18 protein-coding genes are annotated in these 21,241 nt (G+C 70.8%); 13 read left to right on the plus strand and 5 right to left on the minus strand.

Features of this window, described 5'->3' with window-relative positions:
* Positions 1-13: 13 nt before the first annotated feature.
* Positions 14-1,129: a neutral zinc metallopeptidase gene (locus UA74_RS04840; protein WP_083682927.1), complete on the minus strand. Its 1,116-nt coding sequence runs from the start codon at positions 1,127-1,129 to the stop codon at positions 14-16.
* Positions 1,130-1,754: 625 nt separating this feature from the next.
* Here UA74_RS04840 and UA74_RS04845 point away from each other — a divergent pair.
* The 11 genes from UA74_RS04845 to UA74_RS04895 all read left to right on the plus strand — a co-directional run bounded on the left by UA74_RS04845 (position 1,755) and on the right by UA74_RS04895 (position 13,526).
* The gene (locus tag UA74_RS04845) at positions 1,755-3,425 is read left to right on the plus strand and encodes a DUF2207 family protein (protein ID WP_075743424.1); all 1,671 of its coding nucleotides are present in this window, start codon (positions 1,755-1,757) and stop codon (positions 3,423-3,425) included.
* 102 nt (positions 3,426-3,527) lie between these two features.
* Positions 3,528-4,820 carry a M16 family metallopeptidase gene (locus UA74_RS04850; RefSeq protein ID WP_075739241.1) on the plus strand — a complete coding sequence of 431 codons (1,293 nt, stop codon included), beginning with the start codon at positions 3,528-3,530 and terminating at the stop codon, positions 4,818-4,820.
* The gene (locus UA74_RS04855; RefSeq protein ID WP_075739242.1) at positions 4,817-6,187 is read left to right on the plus strand and encodes a M16 family metallopeptidase; all 1,371 of its coding nucleotides are present in this window, start codon (positions 4,817-4,819) and stop codon (positions 6,185-6,187) included. Before UA74_RS04850 ends, UA74_RS04855 begins: the two co-directional genes overlap by 4 nt.
* On the plus strand, positions 6,184-7,143 hold the full coding sequence (gene nudC / locus UA74_RS04860) for an NAD(+) diphosphatase (protein WP_404799961.1): 960 nt from the start codon (positions 6,184-6,186) through the stop codon (positions 7,141-7,143). The genes UA74_RS04855 and nudC overlap by 4 nt, the downstream gene beginning before the upstream one ends.
* A 281-nt stretch (positions 7,144-7,424) precedes the next feature.
* Positions 7,425-8,435 (plus strand): DUF418 domain-containing protein, encoded by a 1,011-nt coding sequence (locus tag UA74_RS04865; RefSeq protein ID WP_075739243.1) that lies wholly within the window; start codon positions 7,425-7,427, stop codon positions 8,433-8,435.
* Positions 8,436-8,572: 137 nt separating this feature from the next.
* A complete protein-coding gene (locus tag UA74_RS04870) occupies positions 8,573-10,651 on the plus strand; it encodes an ATP-dependent DNA helicase UvrD2 (protein WP_075739244.1) in 2,079 nt (692 codons plus the stop codon).
* Between the two features lie 637 nt (positions 10,652-11,288).
* Entirely contained in the window at positions 11,289-11,660 is a 372-nt protein-coding gene (locus tag UA74_RS04875; protein ID WP_075739245.1) for a WhiB family transcriptional regulator, read from the plus strand.
* Positions 11,657-11,878, plus strand: a complete 222-nt coding sequence (locus tag UA74_RS04880; RefSeq protein ID WP_075739246.1) for a hypothetical protein — start codon at positions 11,657-11,659, stop codon at positions 11,876-11,878. The genes UA74_RS04875 and UA74_RS04880 overlap by 4 nt, the downstream gene beginning before the upstream one ends.
* A 4-nt stretch (positions 11,879-11,882) precedes the next feature.
* Complete coding sequence (locus tag UA74_RS04885; RefSeq protein WP_075739247.1) at positions 11,883-12,209, plus strand: hypothetical protein; 327 nt, start codon at positions 11,883-11,885, stop codon at positions 12,207-12,209.
* A gap of 122 nt (positions 12,210-12,331) precedes the next feature.
* Entirely contained in the window at positions 12,332-12,928 is a 597-nt protein-coding gene (locus tag UA74_RS04890; protein ID WP_075743426.1) for a TetR/AcrR family transcriptional regulator, read from the plus strand.
* Between the two features lie 7 nt (positions 12,929-12,935).
* On the plus strand, positions 12,936-13,526 hold the full coding sequence (locus tag UA74_RS04895) for a GNAT family N-acetyltransferase (protein ID WP_075739248.1): 591 nt from the start codon (positions 12,936-12,938) through the stop codon (positions 13,524-13,526).
* Positions 13,527-13,913: 387 nt separating this feature from the next.
* On the opposite strand, the gene UA74_RS04900 is transcribed toward UA74_RS04895, so the two are convergent.
* The 3 genes from UA74_RS04900 to UA74_RS32670 form a co-directional block, all read right to left on the minus strand.
* A complete protein-coding gene (locus tag UA74_RS04900; RefSeq protein WP_075739249.1) occupies positions 13,914-15,230 on the minus strand; it encodes an ABC1 kinase family protein in 1,317 nt (438 codons plus the stop codon).
* A gap of 4 nt (positions 15,231-15,234) precedes the next feature.
* On the minus strand, positions 15,235-16,365 hold the full coding sequence (locus tag UA74_RS04905; RefSeq protein ID WP_075739250.1) for a ThiF family adenylyltransferase: 1,131 nt from the start codon (positions 16,363-16,365) through the stop codon (positions 15,235-15,237).
* A gap of 151 nt (positions 16,366-16,516) precedes the next feature.
* The gene (locus tag UA74_RS32670; RefSeq protein WP_169725808.1) at positions 16,517-16,669 is read right to left on the minus strand and encodes a DUF5679 domain-containing protein; all 153 of its coding nucleotides are present in this window, start codon (positions 16,667-16,669) and stop codon (positions 16,517-16,519) included.
* Positions 16,670-17,023: 354 nt separating this feature from the next.
* On the opposite strand from UA74_RS32670, the gene UA74_RS04910 reads away from it, so the two are divergent.
* Positions 17,024-17,575: a M48 metallopeptidase family protein gene (locus UA74_RS04910; protein ID WP_075739251.1), complete on the plus strand. Its 552-nt coding sequence runs from the start codon at positions 17,024-17,026 to the stop codon at positions 17,573-17,575.
* Positions 17,576-18,531: 956 nt separating this feature from the next.
* Here the strand turns inward: UA74_RS04910 and UA74_RS04915 are convergent.
* The gene (locus UA74_RS04915) at positions 18,532-20,040 is read right to left on the minus strand and encodes a zinc-dependent metalloprotease (RefSeq protein ID WP_075739252.1); all 1,509 of its coding nucleotides are present in this window, start codon (positions 20,038-20,040) and stop codon (positions 18,532-18,534) included.
* A 127-nt stretch (positions 20,041-20,167) separates the two neighbouring features.
* On the opposite strand from UA74_RS04915, the gene UA74_RS04920 reads away from it, so the two are divergent.
* Positions 20,168-21,211, plus strand: a complete 1,044-nt coding sequence (locus tag UA74_RS04920; protein WP_075739253.1) for a YlbL family protein — start codon at positions 20,168-20,170, stop codon at positions 21,209-21,211.
* Positions 21,212-21,241: the final 30 nt, after the last annotated feature.

Raw genomic sequence — 21,241 nt, forward strand, 5'->3', positions numbered from 1 at the left:
CCGCGCGAGCGGTTCAGCGGACGTCGGCAGGCGTGGCCAGCCAGGTGTTGCACTGCTGAGTGTTGTTGTTGTAGTAGCCCTGTTCCATCCAGCCGCCGTTGATCTCCGGCGCTCCGTGATCCGGCGGCGCGCCCCGATCCGGCCAGTCCCCACGATTTCGCGCGTCACGTAACGCGATCGACATCGTGTCGAGGTCGACGACTCCGGTGCGGGTGGTCGCGGCCAACAGCATTCCGCCGTAGCAGGTCGCCTGGAGTTCCAGCCTGCGCGAGATCTCCAGCCCCTCCGGGCTGTTCGGGCCCACCGCATAGCGTTCGTCCCAGGCCGCCTGCATGATGCCCGCCAGTCCCTGGACGTGGTGGCCGTACTCATGGAAGAGCACGCTCAGGTATGGGCCGGGGTGATCGCCCAGCTGCTCCTGATCGGCGTGTACCGAGGCGGACATGTACAGCGTGTGGTTCCCGCTGCAGTAATAGGAGGAGTTCGCCGTGCCGCACGGCGTCTCGACCGGGCCCGAGACGGTGATCAGCTCGGGCGGGGTGGCAGGCAGGTTGTTCGACTCCAGCGCGTAGCGCCACGCGTCCACCATGCACGGCAGCGCCGACTGGTAGAGGGCGTCCTGTCCGGCGTGATCACGGGAGAAGGGCGCGAGCGTGCAGGCGGTGGTGTCGGAGGCGTACATGCCGTCGGCGTTGATCGGGTGATCACCGAGCAGGTAGACCGGCTGCGGACTGCCCACCGGCTCCTCGTAGGTCGGCTCGGGCTCCTCGGTCTCGACCTCGGTGGTGGTGGGCGTGGTCGGCGGCTGCGGAGTGTTCTGGGCGGGGGGTGGTTCGGCGGTCGGCGCCGCCCTGGTGGGGCCTGCGGTCTGCCTCGAGGCGTCCAACGCCGAGTTGGCCATCGCGCCGATGACGCCGACCAGCGCGAGTCCTGCGACTCCGAGGCCCAGCGTGATCAGCAGCCCCGGCGCGCGAGACTGCTGCGGCACGGGACCTGCGATGCCGTCGGCGTTCCGCTGGTATCCGGTGTGAGTCTGTGCCCTGGATCGGGGGATCGGCTGCGGCGCGGTGGCAGGCTCCTCCGCCCGACTGCGGGGTGGCGGCAGCGGCAGCCGGATGGGCCCGGTCATCCCGGTGGTGCGTGATTCCGACGAGGTTCCGGCCGTCCCGGCCCGCTGCGTGCGGTGGCCGGGCCGGTGAGTCGACGGGGTGCCCGCCGCTGCCTCGCCGGACAGGCGGCCCCTCGGACCCGGCGCCGGGCCCGGCCCCGGTGCCCGTCGGGGAACCCGTGTCTCCGGGGAGTCCGGTGCCCCGGCGCCTCGGCCTGCCTGCGGGTCGGGCAGGGGCGACGGACCCTGGACCGGTGTCGGGCCTCTCGTGGCGGGCCGGGCAGCCGGCCGGATGGGGCGAGCGGCGGGCGGTGGTGCCACCGGTCGGGGTGGCGGGCGATGCCGTGATCCGTCGCCGCCCGGCCTGGGCCCGTCGCTGTATGGCGGTCTGAACTGCGACATCGGTACTGCGTCTCTCCCTCAACACCCGGCCGAGGAAGCGAACCGCCGATCGGCTCGGTCATCCGGCGCGGTGGCCTTCGCCGTGCGACCCGGCGTCTCCATCGGACTCCCTCCCGCGAAGTCCTACCAGCATTCGCCCAGATCGTGGTGCAGATCCGCGCCGTCGGCGCTCGTCGATCACGAGCATAAGGCGACTCCGCTATCCTCCGCAGCCGTGTTCTCTGTCCGGGGTCCTCTCGCCCTCATGACCGTCGTCACCCTCCTCGCCGCAGGCTCGCCCGCCGCGGCTCAGGAGTCGGATCAGCCGACCGCTGACGGCTCGTCGGTCGTGGTCGAGCTGCGCCTGGAACCGGACGGGACGCTGAGCGTCGAGGAACAGATCACCGTCCTGGGCGAGGAGGCGATCAGGCGCGAGTCCCCACTGCGGGAACTCGCCGGGGTGGACGTGGATCGCGTCTACGAGGTGCGCGACGTCGAGACGGACGGACCCGTCGAGGCCGAGGTCACCGGGCGGGCGTTCATCGTCACCGCGAACCAGGGGACCAGCACGCTGCGGTATCAGGTCGACGGGGCCGTCGCGGATCTCGCCGCGAGCCAGGAGTTCCGGTGGCAGGTCACGGGCGACTGGGACGCCGACCTCAGCCTGATCCGGGTGGCCTTCGTGTCGCCCTCGGCTCCACAGTCGATCACCTGCCTCGCGGGCGCGCCGTCCTCGAACACCACCTGCACCGTCTCGCAGATCGACGCGGGGCAGCTCGCCACCGCGCAGCAGACCGGACTCGACGCGGGCGACCGGCTCGCGGTCAGCGTCGGACTGCCCGCCGACGCGGTGCCCGCCACCGCGCGGTACGACGAGAACTTCAGCATCGCCAGGGCGTTCTCCCTCACCCCGTCGACCGCTGTGGTCCTCGGCGTCCTGTTCCTCCTGCTGCTCGTGGCCTTGGCGGTGCCTGCCCGGCGCAGGCGTCAGGACCGGGCGGCCCTGCGGTCCGAGATCGGCCCGGTGGACGTGCTGCTGACGGAGCCGGACGGCTCGGTCGCCTTCGCCTCCCCGGACGGGGTGCTGCCCGGCCAGGTCGGCACGGTGGTCGACGAGCACGTCGACGTGGTGGACATCACCTCCACCATCGTGGACCTGGCCGTCCGCAACTACCTGTGGATCGAGGAGCTGCACGTCGATCAGGACGTGCTGGACTGGCGCATCGTCCGCCGCAACCCGCCGGACGAGGCCCTGCACGACTACGAGCGCGTCCTCTACGCGTGCTTACTCGGCCCGGACACCGGGCCGGACCGCCGCGAGGAAGTCCTGGTCTCCGAGCTGTCAGGCGATGACGCACTCGACCTCGCCGCCGTCCAGAACGCGTTGTACGCCGACGTCGTCGAACGTCGCTGGTTCTCCGTCCGGCCCGATCAGGCCAGGAACCGCTGGTGGTGGGCGGGTCTCGGCGTCACCTCGCTCGGCGCGGTGCTCACCGTCCTGTTCGCCGCGCTGGGCGGCTCGGCCCTGATCGGACTCGGACTCGTCGTGATCGGACTGGTGATGGCGCTGGATGCGCGTCGGCTGCCTGCGCGGACCGTCCGGGGCAGCAGACTCGTCGCCCAGGTGCGCGGCCTGCGCGACTACCTCGACACGGCGTCCTGCATCGACATCCCCGCCGACGACCGGGAGATGGTGTTCTCCCGCTCGCTGCCGTACGCGGTCGTCCTCGGCGAGACACGGCGTTGGATGGGGGAGTTCGCCGGGATCGACGGCGGTGCTGACGGGACGCCCGGGCTCTACTGGTACGGCGAGGACCGGGGCGGCACCGCGTCGGCCAGCCCGGATCTGCGGCGGTTCGCCGTCCACTTCCCGAGTTTTCTTGCCGAGCTGGACGGGGTGCTGGCCGAAGCGGGCCACCTTCGTTCGCTGCGCTGATTCGCCCGTCCGGCGGTGTCGACGACGCCGTCCGCCGGACATCGCGAGTCGCTCCACGGCATCACTCCACGGGGTCGCGTGTGCACGTCGTAGGCTGCCGGAATGGTCGACCACCAGCTCCACAGATTCACCCTGCCCAACGGCCTGCGGGTGGTCCTCGCGCCGGATGACACGGCGCCCGTCGTCGCGGTGAGCGTGCACTACGACGTCGGGTTCCGCTCCGAGCCGGAGGGCCGCACCGGCTTCGCGCACCTGTTCGAGCATCTGATGTTCCAGGGCAGCGAGAGCCTGGGGAAGTTGGCGCACTTCCGCCACGTGCAGGGCTCCGGCGGGACCTTCAACGGGTCCACTCATCAGGACTACACCGACTACTTCGAGATGCTGCCCTCTGCCGCGTTGGAACGGGCGCTGTTCCTCGAGGCCGACCGGATGCGCGCGCCGAAGCTGACCGAGGAGAACCTGCGCAACCAGGTGGACGTCGTGAAGGAGGAGATCCGGCTCAACGTCCTCAACCGCCCCTACGGCGGCTTCCCCTGGATCCTGCTGCCGCCGGTGCTGTTCGACACCTTCCCCAACGCCCACAACGGCTACGGCGACTTCACGGACCTCGAACAGGCCTCGGTCGACGACTGCGCGGCCTTCTTCGACACCTATTACGCGCCGAGCAACGCCGTCCTCACGGTGGCGGGACACCTCGACGTCGCCAAGACCACCGACCTGGTGCACCGGCACTTCGGCGACGTCCCAGCCCGGCCGACTCCGGTGCGACCCTCCTTCGCCGAGCCGGTGCCCACCACCGAGCTGCGGGGCACCCACGTCGACGCGCACGCGCCGCTGCCCGGTATCGCGCTCGGCTACCGGGTTCCCGACCCGGTCACCGATCTCGACGCCTACCTGGCCTATGTGGTGTTGTCCCAGGTCCTCTCCGACGGCGACTCCTCGCGCCTGCCGCATCGGCTGGTGCACGGCGAGGCGCTCGCCATCGAGGTCGGCGCGGGCTGCGGTCTGTTCCAGCCGCTGGACACCAGGGACCCGGACGCCTTCGTCGCGACGATCATCCACTCCTCGGACGTGGAGCAGGCCAGGGTGCTGGCCGCCTTCGACGACGAGCTGGAGATCCTCGCGTCCGAGGGCCCGCACGTCGACGAGCTGGCCAGGGTGACCGCGCGGTGGACCTCGGCCCTGCACGGCGAGCACGACCGGCTCATCTCGCGGACGCTGGCCTACGGTGCCTTCGAACTGCTGCACGGGCGGGCCGAGCTGAGTTCCGAGCTGCCCGAGCTGATCGGCCGGGTGACTGTCGAGCACGTCGCCGCCGCTGCCAAGGCACTGCGCCCCGACGCACGCGCCGTGCTGACCGTCGAGCCCGCCGCTTCCGCTGGAGACGCCCTGTGAACACCACCACGCACCGCACCGCCGAGCAGATCGGCCGCACCGAGGCGGGTCCCCGCCCGCTCCCCGAGTTGGGGGTGGCCAGGCTGGACGATCCGCCCGTGCGGCTGGACGTCGTCCTGGAGAACGGGCTGCGCCTCATCGCCGTCCGGCAGCCCTCCGTGCCTATGGTCGAGATGCGAATGAGCATCCCGTTCGCGGGCGAGGCAGAACAGCACTCCGCCGTCGCGGAGCTGCTGGCGACCGCCATGCTGACCGGCACCGAACGGCGGGACCGTGTCCTGATGGACACCGACCTGGCAGCCGTCGGCGCCGACCTGCGCACCGTCGTCGACCCGGAGCGGCTGCGCGTGTCGGGATCGACGCTGGCCAGCGGGCTGGACATCTTCCTCGACGTGGTCAGCGACGCGCTCACCAGCGCGGCCTACCGCGAGGCCGAGGTGTTGGGCGAACGCGATCGGCTCGCCGAGCGGATCAACGTCGCACGATCCCAGCCCAGGGTGATCGCCAGGGAGGCCCTGCAGCGTCGGCGCTTTGGCGACCACCCCTACACGCGGGAGATGCCGCGCGCCGCCGACGTCCTCGCGGTGGAGCCCGCCGAGGTCCGGCTGCTGCACGGGGCCGCCGTCGTGCCGCGCGGCGCGACGATGGTCCTGGTCGGCGACATCGACCTCGACCGGATCGCCGACACGGTGTCTCGGGCGTTGGCGGACTGGCACAGCGACCGCAGCGCCTCGGTGCTTCCCCAGCTGCCGCTGGTCTCCGGCGGCGATCTGCTGCTGGTGGACCGGCCGGGTGCCGTGCAGTCCCAGATCCGGCTGTCGGCGCAGGCCATCACCCGGCTCGACCCGCGTTTCCCCTCGCTGCAGCTGGCCAACGTGGTGTTCGGCGGCTACTTCTCCTCGCGGTTGGTCGAGAACATCCGGGAGGACAAGGGCTACACCTACAGCGCCAGCTCGTCGTTCGAGTACACGCCGCAGGGCGCCGTCCTCGACGTCGACGCCGACACCGCCAGCGAGGTGACGGCCGCGGCCGTGCTGGAGATGCGGTACGAGCTGGGCAGGCTGGGGGTGGTGCCGCCGACGAAGGAGGAGCTGGACTCGGCGCGCGAATACCTGATCGGCTCGCTGCTGATCTCCACGGCCTCGCAGGGCGGCCTGGCAGGCACCCTGTCGGGACTGGCGTCGATCGGCGTGCCGCTGGACTGGCTCCAGGCGCATCCGGACCGGCTTCGTGCGGTGACGCCGGAACAGGTGGGCGACGCGGCCCGTGAGTTCTTCACGCCCACCGCGTTCACGGGCGTCGTGGTCGGCGACGCCGAGACCCTGGCCGTCTCGCTGCGTGCGCTGGGAGGCGTCTCCCTCCCGTGAATCGCCAGGCAGATCCCTTCGTCACATCGGGCGTGGCCGAGCACTTCGCGTTGCTCGGCCCGCCCGCGCTCTCCCGGTCGACGGTGGATCGGCGCGAGCCGGTGCGAGGCGACGACGCCGCGCTGGATCGCCTCTGGGCGTCCGGTCGGCTGATCGACGTCGATCAGCAAGGGCGGGCGTCGGTGAGTCCGTCCGGCACCGTGCTGACCTCGGCGACGCCGCGCGATGAGCCTCGCCCCGAGGGCGCGGTGCTGCTCGGCGCCGAGGACGAGGTGGGCTACTGGGCCCGGCGGGTGGTCGTCGAGGCGGACGGGCCGGAGGAGATCGGGCCCCAGGAGATCGGGCCCCGGTGGCAGGACCTTCGCCAGGCAGGCCCTCTACTGACCGACACCGACGCAGGTCTGCTCACCACCGCCGTCGGCCTGCTGGCCTGGCACGACCAGTCCGGGTTCTGCCCGTTCTGCGGGACGAGGACGCACGCGGTGCGGGCCGGGTGGACGCGGCACTGCGACGAGTGTCGACAGGAGCACTACCCGAGGACCGACCCGGCGGTGATCTGTCTGGTGCACGACGGCGCCGACCAGGTGGTGCTGGCCCGCCAGCCCACCTGGCCGCCGGGCCGGTACTCGGTGCTCGCGGGCTTCGTCGAGATGGGCGAGTCGCTGGAGGCCTGTGTGGCCAGGGAGATCGCCGAGGAGATCGGCGTGTCGATCTCCGACATCCGCTATCTGGGCAGCCAGCCCTGGCCGTTTCCCCGCTCGTTGATGGTGGGGTTCGCCGCCGTCGCCGATCCCTCTGACGAGCTGATCCCGGCGGACGGCGAGATCGAGGCGGCGCACTGGGTGTCGAGGCATCAGGTGCGGGACGCGCTGGCCGAGGGCGGGACCGCGCACGGCTTCACGCTGCCGGGAGCGGCGTCCATCGCACATCGGATGCTGGAGGCCTGGGCGTCCTGACGGCTGGGCGCGTCGGCCGATCCTGATGTGTCGGACCGGGATCGGCTTGCGGCCCCGATCGCGAGGCTGTGGGGTGTGCAGGCGGCCCGCCCGGTCGCCGGGGCGGTCTGCCCGCGAATCCGCCCGGTCGAGCGCGCTCGGCGGTCGGGCGCGTCGCCCGGCGACCCCGCCGCCTGTCGTGGCGAGCGGCCCGTCGAGACGGGCGGCCCGCTCCGCTGTCCGGCGGGTTTGTGACTTTCGGCGGAGGCGACCCGGCATGGGCCCCGCCTAACGTCCTCGCCGTGTCTGACACTTCGATCGCCACCGGCCGCCCGGCAGCCAGGACGGCTCGAGTCTCCACGGTCGACGCCGTTCGGGGGCTGGCCCTCTGCGGCATCCTCGTCACCAACATCCCGCAGATCATCCTGATGCCGAGAATGGTCGACGGCGAGCCGCTGCCGATCCCGACGGTGCTGGAGTTGACCGCCCACCAGCGGTTCTTCCCGATCTTCGCCTTCCTGTTCGGACTGAGCTTCGCGCTCTTCCTCGACAGTGCGGAGCGTCGAACCGAAGGCGGGCGCCGCCTGCTGCCGACGGTCCGGCGGCTGATCGCCCTGGCCGTGCTCGGCCTCGTGCACCAGCAGTTCCAGCCCGGCGAGGCGCTGCTGACCTACGCGATCGTGGGCGCGGTGGTGCTGGTGCCCGCGAGCCTGCTGCCGAGGCCGCTGGTCCTCGTCGGCGGACTTGCGGGCACGCTGCTCCCCGTGTCGATCTTCGGCGGGGGCGTCCTGCTCGTTCCCGGACTCTTCCTCCTCGGTATGGCCACCGCTCGCTACGGCATCGTGCACACCCTGGCGCGGCGCGGTCGTGCGCTTGCGGTGCTCTGCCTCGGCGCGGCGATCGTGGCGGCGGTGGCGCTGCCGATCCAGGCGGGCGATCTGATGAACAGCGGCTTCAACGCCTCGTCCGGCATCGCAGGCGTCGCGTTGGCCGTGGTGTACGTGACCGGCCTGCTCCTGTTGCTGCGGACGCCGCTCGGCGCGGGACTGTCGGCGGTCTTCACACCGCTCGGTCGGATGGCGTTGACCAACTACCTGTCCGCGACGGCGCTGATCCTGCTCGCCGCCGGGCCGCTCGACCTGTCGAACTCGACCCGCTGGGGCGTCATGCTGCTGCTGGCCCTGGGCATCCTGGTGGTGCAGTGCGCGGCGAGCAGCTGGTGGCTGCGCCGCTTCGCCTACGGGCCCCTCGAGTGGATCTGGCGCTGCGTCACCTGGTGGGAGATCGTGCCGAACCGGCGCGTCGCAGGCTGAGAGCCTGTCTTTAATCCCGCCTGTCCTGTTGCGCGCAGCAGGACAGCAGGAATCGAAGATCGGCTCCGAGGTGTTCGACCGCTTCGTGCGGCCGAGGTCGCGCGGAGCCCGACCGCCGCCGATGCGAGGATGCCGGGATGGGCGGGCAGCAGGAACCGGCGTCGGGACTCGATCCGGAGCAGCGAGCGGCGGTCCTGGCTCCGCGCGGCCCGGTCTGTGTGCTGGCGGGCGCCGGGACCGGGAAGACCCGCACGATCACCCGCCGGATCGCGTACCTGGTCCGGCAGGGGCACGTCGCACCGGGCCAGGTGCTCGCGGTCACCTTCACCAAACGGGCGGCCGCCGAGATGCGCACCCGGCTGCGGGCGCTGGACGCCACGGGGGTGCAGGCACTCACCTTCCACGCTGCGGCGCTGCGGCAGCTGCGGTACTTCTGGCCGAGGGTGATCGGCGACGACCAGTGGCGGCTGCTGGACAGCAAGCTGCCGGTGGTCGCGCAGGCGGCCAGGCGCGCGGGTGCAGGCACCGATCGCGAGACGCTACGCGACCTGGCGAGCGAGATCGAGTGGAGCAAGGCCTCGCTCATCACCCCGGAGGACTACCCCGCCGCCGTCGCGCGGGTGCACCGGGCCACGCCTGCCCCCGCCGAACAGGTCGTCGCCGTCTACGCGACCTATGAGCGGCTCAAGAACGAGGCGAGCGCACTGGACTTCGATGACCTCCTGCTGCACACGGCGGCCGTCATGGAGGAGCACGGCGACGTCGCCGAGGAGTTCCGTGATCGCTATCGCAGCTTCGTGGTCGACGAGTATCAGGACGTCACGCCGCTGCAGCAGCGGGTGTTGAACGCGTGGCTTGGCGAACGAGACGACCTGACGGTGGTCGGCGATGCGAACCAGACGATCTACTCCTTCGCGGGCGCTTCGGCGCGTCCGCTGCTCGACTTTCCGCGTCGCTTCCCCGAGGCTGCGGTGATCCGGCTGGAACGCGACTACCGCTCGACGCCGGAGATCGTGTCGCTGGCCAATCGGGTGATCGAGATGGCGCGGAACCGGCCTGCCGGGTCGCGGCTGCGGCTGATCGGTCAGCGCCCGTCCGGTCCGCCGCCCGCCTTCACCGAGCACGACGACGAGTCGGCCGAGGCGGCTGCGGTGGCCAGACGGATCAAGAACCTCCTCGCGGCGGGCACCTCGGCGGGCGAGATCGCGATCCTGTTCCGGGTGAATGCGCAGTCGGAGGTCTACGAACAGGCCCTGAGCGAGGCCGACATCCCGTATCAGGTGCGCGGTGGTGAGCGCTTCTTCGCCAGGCCGGAGGTCCGGCAGGCGATGGCGGCCCTGCGCACCGACGGCGCGCTGTCGGAGGATCGGCCGCTTCCGGTGCGGGTGCGGGCGGTGCTGGCGCGGCTCGGCCTCGGGGAGCAGCCGCCGGAGGGCGGCGCGGCGCGGGAGCGCTGGGAATCGTTGCGGGCACTGGCGGAGCTGGCCGAGGAGACCGCGAGCATCGCACCGGAGACCGACCTCGCGCGGTTCGTCATCGAGCTGGACATGCGTGCCGAGGCCCGGCATCCCCCTGCGATGGAGGGCGTCACGCTGGCGTCGCTGCATGCCGCGAAGGGCCTGGAGTGGGATGCGGTGTTCCTGGTCGGGCTGGCCGAGGGCACGCTGCCGATTCACCAGGCCGACGGGGACGACGCCGCAGTGGAGGAGGAGCGCAGGCTCTTCTACGTCGGCGTCACCCGAGCGCGGCACCATCTGTCGCTGTCGTGGGCACTGGCCAGGGCGGAGGGCGGCAGGCGCTATCGGCGGCGTAGCCGTTTCCTGTACGGGCTGGTTCCGGAGGATCATCCGTCGTCTTCGATCGGCAGGGCGAGTGCGGGCCGGGTGTCCTCGCGTGCCGAGGCGGCCCGGTGTCGGGTCTGCGCCTCGGCGTTGACGGCGACCATGGCGATCAAGCTGGGCCGGTGCGAACACTGCCCGGCCGATCTCGATCAGGATCTGCTGGATCGGCTGCGTGCCTGGCGCGGCGATCGAGCGCGGAAGCTGGGCGTTCCGGGCTTCGTGGTGCTCACCGACGCGACGCTGACGGCCATCGCCGAGCAGCGTCCCTCCGACGTCGCCGCGCTGGTGCGGATTCCCGGGATCGGCGCCACCAAGCTCGATCGCTTCGGCGGTGAGGTGATCTCCCTGGTGCTCGGTGCGGGTGCCGGCTCCTGATGATGTCACCTGATCGGACTAGTGGCGGGTGGGCGTCCTGCGGCGTCGACTCACCGCGTCCGACGTGAGCCTTCGGCGCCGAGCTGTACCGGGTCGCGAACGGTCTCGGTGCCGTCACCTGCGGAGATGTCGAGGGACTGCCGGGTGATCGGATGAATTCAAGATCATCAAGAAAACCCTCGGAAAATAAGTTGCGCGCGTCCGTGCGCGCCCCATAACCTGCATCAGGCAGGCCGAGAAGGCCTGGTGACGTTCTTCGATCCCCGGAAGGAGGCGGCCGAGATGAGGCAGCTCAACATCCCAGTGACCCCCGGCCGTCGGCTGTCCGGGGTTACTGCCGTGTTCTGGGGAGACGGTCGCGCGCGTCGCGTTCACGATCAGGTGGCAATGGCCATCTCTGGGTGGGCGCTGTCTTCGCGCGTTGCCAAGCAGGACACACGGCCGAACGGCGTGAGCCCGTTCGCCATCGAACGAACCCATCCTGTCCGCGCAGGAGCGCAGTCTCTGACCTAGTCAGGTAAGACTGATCGATCAGGCCGCGGACTCCAATCGGAATCCGCGGCCTTCTTGTCGTCTTCGGACGACTTGGGCTGTCGCGGGCCCGATGAGAATTCGATGAAGATCAGAAGGAGAACGCATGTCTACCGCGACCGTCTCTCTGGCGCGAGACGTTCTGCCGGGACCGAGGGAATCCGACTCCAGCGTGGTCGGTATGGGCGACCTGCTGGTCGCCGTTCCCGACGACGAGACCGAGCTGCCCTGCCGTGTTCAGGACCCCGACCTGTGGTTTGCGGAGAACCCGGCCGAGCTTGCGCGGGCCAAGCAGCTCTGCGAGACCTGCCCGATCATGGCCGCGTGTCTGGCCGGTGCGCTTGCCCGGCGGGAGCCGTGGGGCGTATGGGGCGGTGAGATCTTCGAGAGGGGATCGGTCATCGCCAAGAAGCGGCCTCGGGGCAGGCCGAGGAAGGCCGACAGCCCGATCATCACCGGAAAGGGGGCAGCGGCATGAACGACACCGCCTACCTGCGTGCTCGCACGGTCCACGTCCCCGGCGCCGACGTCATGACGCATCTGCCGGATGCGCTCACCCGCGCTCGAATACGAGAGTTGGAAGACGAGATACATCGATGTCGAATAGCGGCTCGATTTCGACGGCGCGGCCGATGGCGCAGGCTGTCGGCGTTCATCGCGAAGCGAGTCGCTGCCGCCGATCGCTCCTTGAGCTGAGTCGGTGAACCAGGCCGGGCGGGCCGTCGATCCGAGGATCGGCGGCCCGCCCGGCTTCGTCGTCTCCGGGGTGCGCACGGTGTGTTCGGTGACCGTCGGCGGGCCTCGGGCGCCGACCGACGGCGGGCGGGGCGTCGTCGCTCTGGTCCGGGCCAAGGTCCTCGACGGTCCCGATCGCGACGCCTTGTCCTCAGTGGAGTGGCAACAGCGCCATGACCAGTGCCGACGGCGCCTGGAAGCGATGAACCCGGCCGATCGGCAGGTTTGGACGGTCGACTGGCTGCCCCGTCGCGAACAGCTTCGGGAGGCGACGATGCGCGTGGTGACCTGATCCAGTCCGACCCCAGGCGGCCGGGTCGGTGGGGCCCGTTCCGGGGTGGGGGCGCTCCACCCGCAGGCGATGATTACAATGAACATATGTTCATTTAAAAATCGAGCCGAGTGAAGGTGTCAGTGCCCAGAACCAAGGAGCAGTACGAGGCCCTGCGGGTCGCCAGTCTGGAGAAGGTGCAGGCCGCTGCGGTCAGCCTCTTCGCCCGCCGGGGGTTCGCCGCCACGAGCATGCGGGACATCGCGCGGGTGGCAGGCATCAGCACGGGCTTGATCTACCGGCACTACGAGACGAAGGAGGAACTCTTCGGCGCGCTGGTCGACGTCGCGGCGGTCGGTCTGCACCGCGTCGTCGAGCAGTTCGACAGCGATGACTCGCCCGCCGAGCTTCTCGCCGAGTTCACCCGACTCTTCCTCGCCGACCTCACCGGAGACGGTGCCTTCGCCGAGTTCTTCCTGATCATGAACCAGGCGTTCGTGACGCAGGATGAATCGCCCCAGCTCCGACGGCTCCGCGCGGAGCACGTCCTGATGGTCGACGCCGTCATCGCGCTAATCGGCCGGGGCCAAGACCTCGGCGAGTTCACGAGCGGCGACCCGGCGGAGCTGGCGAGCTGCTACCTGGCCGCGCTCAGCGGACTGACGACGATGCGGCTCGTGCCGGGCACTCCGCTCGTCGTGCCCACCCCGTCGACCCTACTGAGCCTTCTGATCCGATAGGACGACCATGATCGAGGTAATACCGGCAGTCGAACTCGGCCAGAACAGTCGACGGACGATCGCCGAGATCTATTCCGACGCCTTTCGCGACGACTTCGCCTATTTCAGCAAGGACCTCGGGGTCCTCGCGGATGCCTTCGAGCACATGATGGTCCCGGAGCTCTTCTACGTCGCTCTGATCGACGGGACCCCGGCAGGAATCACCGCGTGCACGGACGGCAGACAGCAGTGCGTCACGCTGGACGGACGGCAACTGCGCAGGCACTTCGGGCTGGTCAAGGGATCGATCGCCTCCGCAGTGTTCGCGCGGGAGTTCTCCACCGCCGTGCCGAACATGACGCCCTCCAGCGCGTCGCTCGAATTCGTCGGGACGGCGGCGGCGTATCGGGGACGGGGCGTGGCGAAGGCGATCCTGCATCATCTGCTCGCCCTGCCGCAGTACGACGACTACCGACTCGAATACATCTCAGACATTAATGCGCCCGCCCTGGGCCTGTATACGAAGCTGGGATTTACCGAATACCGGCGGAAGAAGGTCCGACACACCAGGATGACCGGCATCAACCACTACATCTCCATGAAGCTTGTGCAGAGCTGACCTCGGTGACTGCCTGCCGAGGCCGGGCGCCGGGCGATCTCCGGCATCGACGGGCTCGTGGGGCCTCGTGGTTGTCGGACGCCTCCTTTGACGGTGCCTCCTCCGACGGTGCCTCCTCCGACGACGGCGATCGACACCGGTCGTCGTCGGCGGGCGGCTCCCGGCCTCGGAGAATCGCGGGACTGCGGAGTGCTGGGCATTCGGCAGGGATCGCGTCGACGGAGAAGGCGCCGCCACCGAGCCGCAGGGCGGGGATCGACTGGTCGGGCACCGCCGGAGGCCGCCCGCGAGTGCGCCGTCTCCGGCGGTCGGCGTCACTCCCGGGCGGGCGGCTCGAGTCGGGCGTCGCGCCGACGGCCTGTCCGAGTGTTCGGCAGGCGAGAAGGATCAGGACTGCTCGGCGAAGCCGGGCTGCCAGGCGGTGACGATCTGCCGGGCGGGCACCCTGGCACCCAGTTGGCAGAGGATGCCGGTCGCGCCCAGCGTCACGCGGTGGGTGATGAGGTAGTCGGGCGGCAGGTTCAACGACCGGCCGGTGCGGAAGTCGCTGCCCTGGAGGTTGCTCACCCGCTCGGCCTGCTTCTGCAGCCATGGCCGGGTGAAATGGAAGACCTCGCTGGTCAGCGGCTCGACGAAGGGTGCGAGATAGGCCAGCACGTCCTCCGCGAGCAGCTCACGATCGGGCTGAACGAAGTTCTCCGCACGCAGCAGGTCCAGCAGATCGTCCGATCGCTGCTCCAGCGCGAGCCGGACCATCCGGCCCAACGTCCTGGGCAGCCCGTCGGGCAGCCTGGCCACCGCCCCGAAGTCGAGCACGCAGATCCTGCCGTCCGCCTGGAGCATGAAGTTGCCGGGATGCGGGTCGCCGTGCAGGAGACCGGTTCGCGCCGGGGAGGAGAAGTGGAAGAGCGACAGCATCTGCCCGGCCTGGTCGCGATCCTTCTGGCTGCCGTCGCGAATGATCGACGCGAACGGGGTGCCCTCCACCCATTCCGACACCACCACCTTCGGCGCGCTGGCGATGACGTGGGGGATCAGCACATGCTCGTCGTCCTCGAATCCCGCCGCGAAGCGACGCTGATTGTCGGCCTCGCCCCGGTAGTCCAGCTCCTCCGCCATCCGCGCCTGAAGCTCGGCCAGCAACGGTTTGACCTCGGTGCCGGGGACGAGCATCTGGAACAGCCTGCTGAACCGCTGCAGCTGACGAAGATCGGCGAGCAGGGCCTCGTCGGCGCCGGGGTACTGCACCTTCACCGCGACCTCGCGGCCGTCGTGCCAGGTGGCCCTGTGCACCTGTCCGATGCTCGCCGCGGCGGCCGCCTCGTCGTCGAACTCGGCGAATCGGGTGGACCACCGACTGCCGAGCTGCTCGGCGAGCACGCGGTGCACGCTCTTGGCAGGCATCGGCGGCGCTGCGGACTGAAGCTTGGTCAACGCCTCCCGATAGGGCTCGGCCATCTCATCGGGAACGGCGGCCTCGAAGACGCTCAGCGCCTGGCCGAACTTCATCGCGCCGCCCTTGAGCTGGCCGAGGACGGCGAAGATCTGTTCCGCCGTCTTCGCGGTGACGTCGGCGTTGACTTCCTCGGCACTACGGCCCGCCAGCCGTCGTCCCCAGCCCGCCGCGACACGTCCTGCGGCGTTGAGCGGCAGGCTGGCGAGCTTCGCAGTGCGCTGTACGGTCCGACGTGGGAGGTCGTTCACGGCTTCATTCTCTCGCGATCTCCGGGGTGAACGCAGCTCTTCTCGGCGGCTGATTCGGAAAGCGATCGATCCGGACGCCCGGGCAGCGGTCGGTGAACCCCCTCGCGCCGCAGGGACAGTCGGGATGCGGCGGCCGAGGATGCCTGCGCAGACGTGCGGAGAACGGGTCGATCTCCACCGCCGCGTTCCACACCGACGGCGGGGCGGCGGCCGTCCGGCCGTGCAGGAAGAGCAGACTCTGTGCCACCGCCAGTGCCGCGACCGCCGAGGTGCCCGCAGCGTCCGTTCGCTGGGTGCGGCCCGCGAGCTGCGTCGCCAGTACGGGCCATTGTGGATCGGCTACGCAACGATGCCGGTCGGCGCACTCGAGGCAGCTCGATCGGCCGGGCACGACGAGCGGTCCGACCATGCCGCCCTCGGCGACCGTGACGAGCAGGTGCGGGGTCCGCTCGACGACCAGTTCGGCCACCACGGCCGGGTCCGGTACGAGCGAGTCGGTCAGCAGCACGAGGTCGGGCCTGCGACGGGCGGTCAGCGCAGTGGTCCTGGTTCCCGCCGCGAGTCGTTCGACCATGGTTCGGGCGGTCTCGGCGCGGTCCCTGCCCACGGTGTCCTCGGTGAGCGGGAGGCCGATGTCCTCGGGCGTGACCTGCCCGGACGGCTGGGGTCGTACCCAGCCGACGCCGGAGACGGCGAAAAGAGCCGTGACGGCGAGGGCCAGTCGACCGGAGCCGACGACGGCGACCGCGCTGTCCTGCCTGCGAAGACCACCCCGCTCCAGTTCGCCGCCGTCTCGTCGCCAGGCGGCGTCCTCGGTGCTGAGGCGTCGGGAGTCGGGACGGTGGCGCGTCGCGTCGTCCAGGACTCCCGCGGCGGCGAGCTGGCCGAGCAGGGCCAGGAAGGCGGTCGGATGTCCGCCCGAGGCGATGCACTCCCGCAGGAGCTCTTCGGTGGTGAACTCCCCGTCCAGCCGCTCTACTCTGGCGGCCAGCGTCGGCGCCACCCCGTCGACCAGCACGGCTCGCCGGGTGTCGGTGCCGAACTGCAGGCACTGGTCGTCGCGGCGGAGGGGGTCGAATCCCGGAACCAGCCGGGGGCGCTCGGGCAGCAGGCCGTCGGCGCGGAGCGTGCTCATGGACTTAACGATTAGCAGCGGGACGGGGCCCGGTGGTAACGGCTGTCCACAGGCCTCGGCGCTGCCGAGCCGCCGACGGAGGGCCTGCCGTCGACAGAGAACGTCGGGAGGAGCGGACGCAGGGCGGCGCCCCTCCCGACCGGCGGCCGGGTCAGGCTGCCTTCCCGAGGATTCTGGTCATCTTCGTACCGCAGACCGGGCAGATGCCCTTGGCCATGCGTCGGTTGTTGGACTCCTCGACCCTGCCCTCGAAGTCGCGCTTCGCGCGGCATTTGACGCAGTAGCCGTTGTAGGTCTCGGCCACGATTGCCTCCCTTGCTCGCTGTGCCCGTGCACGCGGTGCCCGCCGCGTGCCTGCGCCTGGTGCGGCGTCGGGCGAGAACCAGGCGCCACGCTACCTGTGCGTGGATGCTCAACCGCGCATGTGGGGTGTCGCGTGTCAAGTTTGAGCAGGTCACAAGGGCCGTGACCAAACAAGCATTCGGTCGAATGTCACAGTTGGTCGCCGCCTTTCACTCTCGCGGGCTCGGCAGGCTCCTTCGAAGGGATGGCGCGTAGCGACGCGATGACCTCCCGTCACCGACGTCTGCCCGGTCGCAGCGTGGCTCGCGCCACGGTCCCGGCGGGGACGCCACGCCGGGCGCATACCGTATGCGACGTGGGAGAGCCGCAGGTCGAGGTGCGCCGCAGTGCGAGGCGCCGCCGCACGGTCACCGCCTATCGGGAGGGCGAGCGCGTCATCGTGCTGCTGCCCGCCAGGATGTCGCGGGCCGAGGAGGAGCACTGGGTCGCCGAGATGCTGGGGCGACTCCGCCGCAGCGAGACGCGACGACGGTCGCCTGCCCGCGCCTCGGACACGGCGCTGCTGACCCGCTGTCGTGAGCTGATGCGCCGTCATCTGCCGGAATGCCCGGAGCCCTCGTCGATTCGCTGGGTGCCGTCGATGCGTACCCGCTGGGCCTCCTGCACGCCGAGCGAGGGGACGATCCGGATCGGCGAGCGGCTTCGCGAGGTCCCGAGCTGGGTGCTGGACTACGTGCTGATCCACGAGCTGACCCATCTGCTGGTGCCCGGTCACGGCCCGGACTTCTGGGCGCTGGTGCACCGCTATCCGCGCGCCGAACGGGCGGTCGGCTATCTGGAGGGCCTGGCAGCCGCCGCAGGCTGGGACGTCTCGGGAGACGACGAGCAGCTTCCGTCGGAGGCCTGACCGGCGGCTCCAGCGGCGCCAACTGCCCCGATCCGCCACTCGATCAGGTGGGTGGCGGCCCGAGGCGAGGTGGATTCATGTCTTGCGCGGTGGTTTCACGCCGATCGGGCGGGTCGTGGCGGGCCGAGGGCCGGGCGCGGACCGAGAAGAGCGCTTCGGCGGGCCAAACGGGCGTTCTTGCCCACCCGATCACGAAGGTTCGTCGCCGAATCGCAGGTCGCGGAGACACCGGTGCGAACCGTCGTCGTCGCGGTGAGCGGAAGGAGAACGCGGCGGCCGGGCGGGCGCCGGATCACTCCTGCGCGGGATCTCGACAGAGATCAACCGGTCGAGTGCACTCACCCCGGGGCAGTCTGGCACCGGTGGGAGATCCGACGGGAGGCCCAGCAGGCCATGAGCCGGGCCGAGCCGACGCCGGGCCGAGCCGACGAAGCCGGTGCAGCGCGCACGGCGGGACGTCCGCCCGCGCCCCGAGTCCGGGACGGGCTCTGCGCGGCTGTCTGACGAGCGTTCCCGTGTCGCCGCGGTCGTTGCCCCGGTCGTCTCCTCGGTTCAGCGAACCGGCTCGGTGCCGGTTCAACCGACCATCGTCCGACTCTCGCAGGCGGCGACGACGCGGATGCCACTCGGAGCGAACAGCTCGGCTCCCCGGTCGCGATGCCTCGGGCGGCAGACTGCTCGTCCGGACCGCGCCGGTCAGCGGCCTGCGAACGGCCGCCCGTCGTCGCCGGGATGGCGATGCCGACGCCGAGCCGTCGGGGCCACCGAAACCGTCCCGGCCGACCGCTCGACGCAGGCGGCGCCGCCGGGATCGTGTGCAGCCTCCCGATCACCAGGATGCCGAGCCGTTGCGCTGCCGTTCCGACGTCGTCAGTGCTCGGGGACCGAGAGCGGTGGTCGGACGCGGCCGGGGAGGATCGGGCGAGGCGAACGACACGTGGTGCCCTAGTCCGAGGTCACTTGTCGGAGTCATCCTCGGAATCGGGCCTGCTCCGCGGCGTGTCGCCCTCCGAGCTGCCCGCGCTCGACCCGCCTGCCCCGGACCCGCCCGCATCGCTCGAGGAGCCGGACTCGGACTCCTTCTTGCGGCGGGCGGCCTCCAACGCGGCGAGCGGGTCGTCCAGCTCGCCTCGGTGGGCGCCGAAGCGCTCGACGAACTCCACCGGCTCGGTGAGGTCCTCGGCCGTCGGCAGCAGGTCCGGGTGATCCCAGAGCGCGTCCCTGGCCTCCTTGCCGTGCCGGTCGGACAGGCCGCGCCAGAGCGTCGCCGCCGCCCGGAGCTGTCGGGGACGCAGGTCGAGCCCGACGAGGGTCGCGAAGGTCTGTTCGGCGGGGCCGCCGCTGGCGCGTCGCCGCCGCAGCGTCTCGCGCAGTGCGTCCGCACCGGGCAGCCGCTCGCCGACCGCATCGCCCACGACGACGTCGATCCAGCCCTCGACCAGCGCGAGCAGGGTCTCCAGCCGCACCAGGGCCTGCTCCTGGGCGGGCGTCCGCTCGGGTTCGAGCAGCCCGGAGCGCATCGCCTCCTCCAGCGAGGCCGGATTGCTCGGGTCGATCTTGGTGGCGAGATCCTCCATCGCGGAGACGTCGACCCGGATGCCCTGGGAGAACTCCTCCACGGCGCCGAAGAGGCCCTGCCGCAGCCACGAGACGTGGGTGAACAGCCGGTGGTGCGCCGCCTCGCGGGCGGCCAGGAAGACCAGGACCTCGTGCGCCGGGCGTTCCAGCCCGCCGGTGAATCGCTCGATGTTGGCGGGCAGCAGCGCCGCGACGCCCTCCTTGCCCAGGGGAAGCCCGATCTCGGTGGCGCTGAGCACCTCGGCGCCGAGCTGGCCGAGTGCGCCGCCGAGCTGCGAGCCGTAGGCCATGCCGCCCATCTGCCCGAGCATGTTGAGCAGCGGGCCCGCAGCCTGCTTCGCCTCGTCCGGCAGCGTCTCGACCCAGGCGGAGGAGATGCGCTGCACCACCGGGTCGCACAGCCGCTGCCAGGTGGGCAGCGTCTGTTCCACCCACTGCTTCGCCGACCAGACCTCGACCAGCCGCGCCCCCACGGGCAGCGTGGTCGACTCGTCCAGCCACAGTTCGGCCAGCCGCACTGCGTCACTCGCGGCGGTGCGCTGCGCCGAGGTCGGCGTCTCCCGGCGGCCCTGCGAGTCGAGGTGCTGGAAGGCCAGCTGCTTGGCCAGGTCGTAGTTCACCGGGCCGCCGCCGCCCTGGGACGCCTGGCTGAACATCTGTCCGAGCTGACTGAACATCTGCCCGAGCTGGTTCATGTCGAAGCCGGGCGGCATCCCCCCCGGCGGCATCCCGGGTGGCATGCCGCCAGGGGGCATCCCGGGCGGCATTCCGCCTGCGAAGCCGAACGGGTTCGCGCCTGAATTCCCGTCGGGGCGCTCGGAGGGCTTGTTGCGGTCCCCCCGGTCCTCGGGATCCGGCGGATTGAACCCAAACGGCAGATCGGTCATACCCCCACGGTACGCGGCGGGTCGTCGGCGTACGCGAGGAGAGGACGCACGCGGATCAGCCCGTGGCGAACACCGAACCGAAGACTCCGGTCATCCTCGGCAGTGTCATTTCCGTAGTCTCTGGTGCGTGAATCGCCGAACCTGGACCCTTGTGGTCAGCGCCCTGCTGGTCGCCGTATTCGGCCTCCTCGGTGCCTTCGTCAGGGTGCCCTACGTCGCGCTCGGTCCCGGACCGACCTACGACACGCTGGGTGAGATGACCCTCGGCGAGGGCGGCGAGGCCGAAGAGGTCATCTCGATCGGCGAGGGACCGGACGTCTTCGCGCCGGATGGTCAACTGCGGATGACCACGGTCTCGGTCACCACGGAGCTGTCTCTGTTCGGCGCACTGGGCCTGTGGGGGAGCGGTCGATACGCGCTGGCGCCGGAGGAGGAGTTCTACCCGCCGGACCGCACGCAGGAGGACGTCGAGAACGAGAACCGACAGGCCTTCGAGACCTCGCAGACCAGCGCGGAGAGCGCCGCGCTGCGCCACCTCGGCTACCCCACCTTCGTCTCCGTCGGCCAGGTCGTCGCGGACGGGCCGAGCGAGGGGGTGCTGGAGCCGGGCGACCGCATCCTCTCCGTGCACGGCACCGAGACGGTCGACGACCAGCAGGTGCAGGACTCGCTGACCGAGACCGCGCCCGGCGACGAGGTGAGCGTGGTGATCTCCCGCGACGGTGCGGAGCGCACCGAGACGGTGGTACTCGGCGCCAACGAGGGCCGGTCCCACGGCTTCCTCGGCATCGTTCCCGTCACCGAGCCGGAGGTCGACTTCGACATCGACATCGAGCTGTCCGAGGTCGGCGGGCCCTCGGCGGGCCTGATCTTCGCGCTCGCGATCGTCGACAAGCTGGAGGAGGGCGACCTCACCGGCGGCGCCACGGTCGCGGGGACCGGCGAGATCACCTCGAACGGCAGAGTCGGCCCGATCGGCGGCATCCAGTTCAAGATGCGGGCCGCGCGGGAGGAGGGCGCGACCGTGTTCCTCGTGCCCGCCGACAACTGTGTCGAGGCGGTGCCCAACGCGCCCGACGGTCTGCGACTGGTCCGGGTGGAGACGCTGGCGGGCGCGATCGACTCGTTGGAGAGCCTTGCCGAGGGCGGCGACGCTCCCACCTGCGGCTGATCGGCACCCGCCGTCGCGCCCGACCGCGGA

It is taken from the genome of Actinoalloteichus fjordicus (assembly GCF_001941625.1).
Classification (GTDB): domain Bacteria; phylum Actinomycetota; class Actinomycetes; order Mycobacteriales; family Pseudonocardiaceae; genus Actinoalloteichus_A; species Actinoalloteichus_A fjordicus.

What these genes read in the sequence shown, in the direction of transcription:
- UA74_RS04840 (WP_083682927.1), bottom strand. Translation starts at nt 1,129, where the DNA reads ATGACCGGGCCCATCCGGCTGCCGCTGCCGCCACCCCGCAGTCGGGCG.
- UA74_RS04845 (WP_075743424.1), top strand. Translation starts at nt 1,755, where the DNA reads ATGACCGTCGTCACCCTCCTCGCCGCAGGCTCGCCCGCCGCGGCTCAG.
- UA74_RS04850 (WP_075739241.1), top strand. Translation starts at nt 3,528, where the DNA reads ATGGTCGACCACCAGCTCCACAGATTCACCCTGCCCAACGGCCTGCGG.
- UA74_RS04870 (WP_075739244.1), top strand. Translation starts at nt 8,573, where the DNA reads ATGGGCGGGCAGCAGGAACCGGCGTCGGGACTCGATCCGGAGCAGCGA.
- UA74_RS04875 (WP_075739245.1), top strand. Translation starts at nt 11,289, where the DNA reads ATGTCTACCGCGACCGTCTCTCTGGCGCGAGACGTTCTGCCGGGACCG.
- UA74_RS04880 (WP_075739246.1), top strand. Translation starts at nt 11,657, where the DNA reads ATGAACGACACCGCCTACCTGCGTGCTCGCACGGTCCACGTCCCCGGC.
- UA74_RS04895 (WP_075739248.1), top strand. Translation starts at nt 12,936, where the DNA reads ATGATCGAGGTAATACCGGCAGTCGAACTCGGCCAGAACAGTCGACGG.
- UA74_RS04905 (WP_075739250.1), bottom strand. Translation starts at nt 16,365, where the DNA reads ATGAGCACGCTCCGCGCCGACGGCCTGCTGCCCGAGCGCCCCCGGCTG.
- UA74_RS04915 (WP_075739252.1), bottom strand. Translation starts at nt 20,040, where the DNA reads ATGACCGATCTGCCGTTTGGGTTCAATCCGCCGGATCCCGAGGACCGG.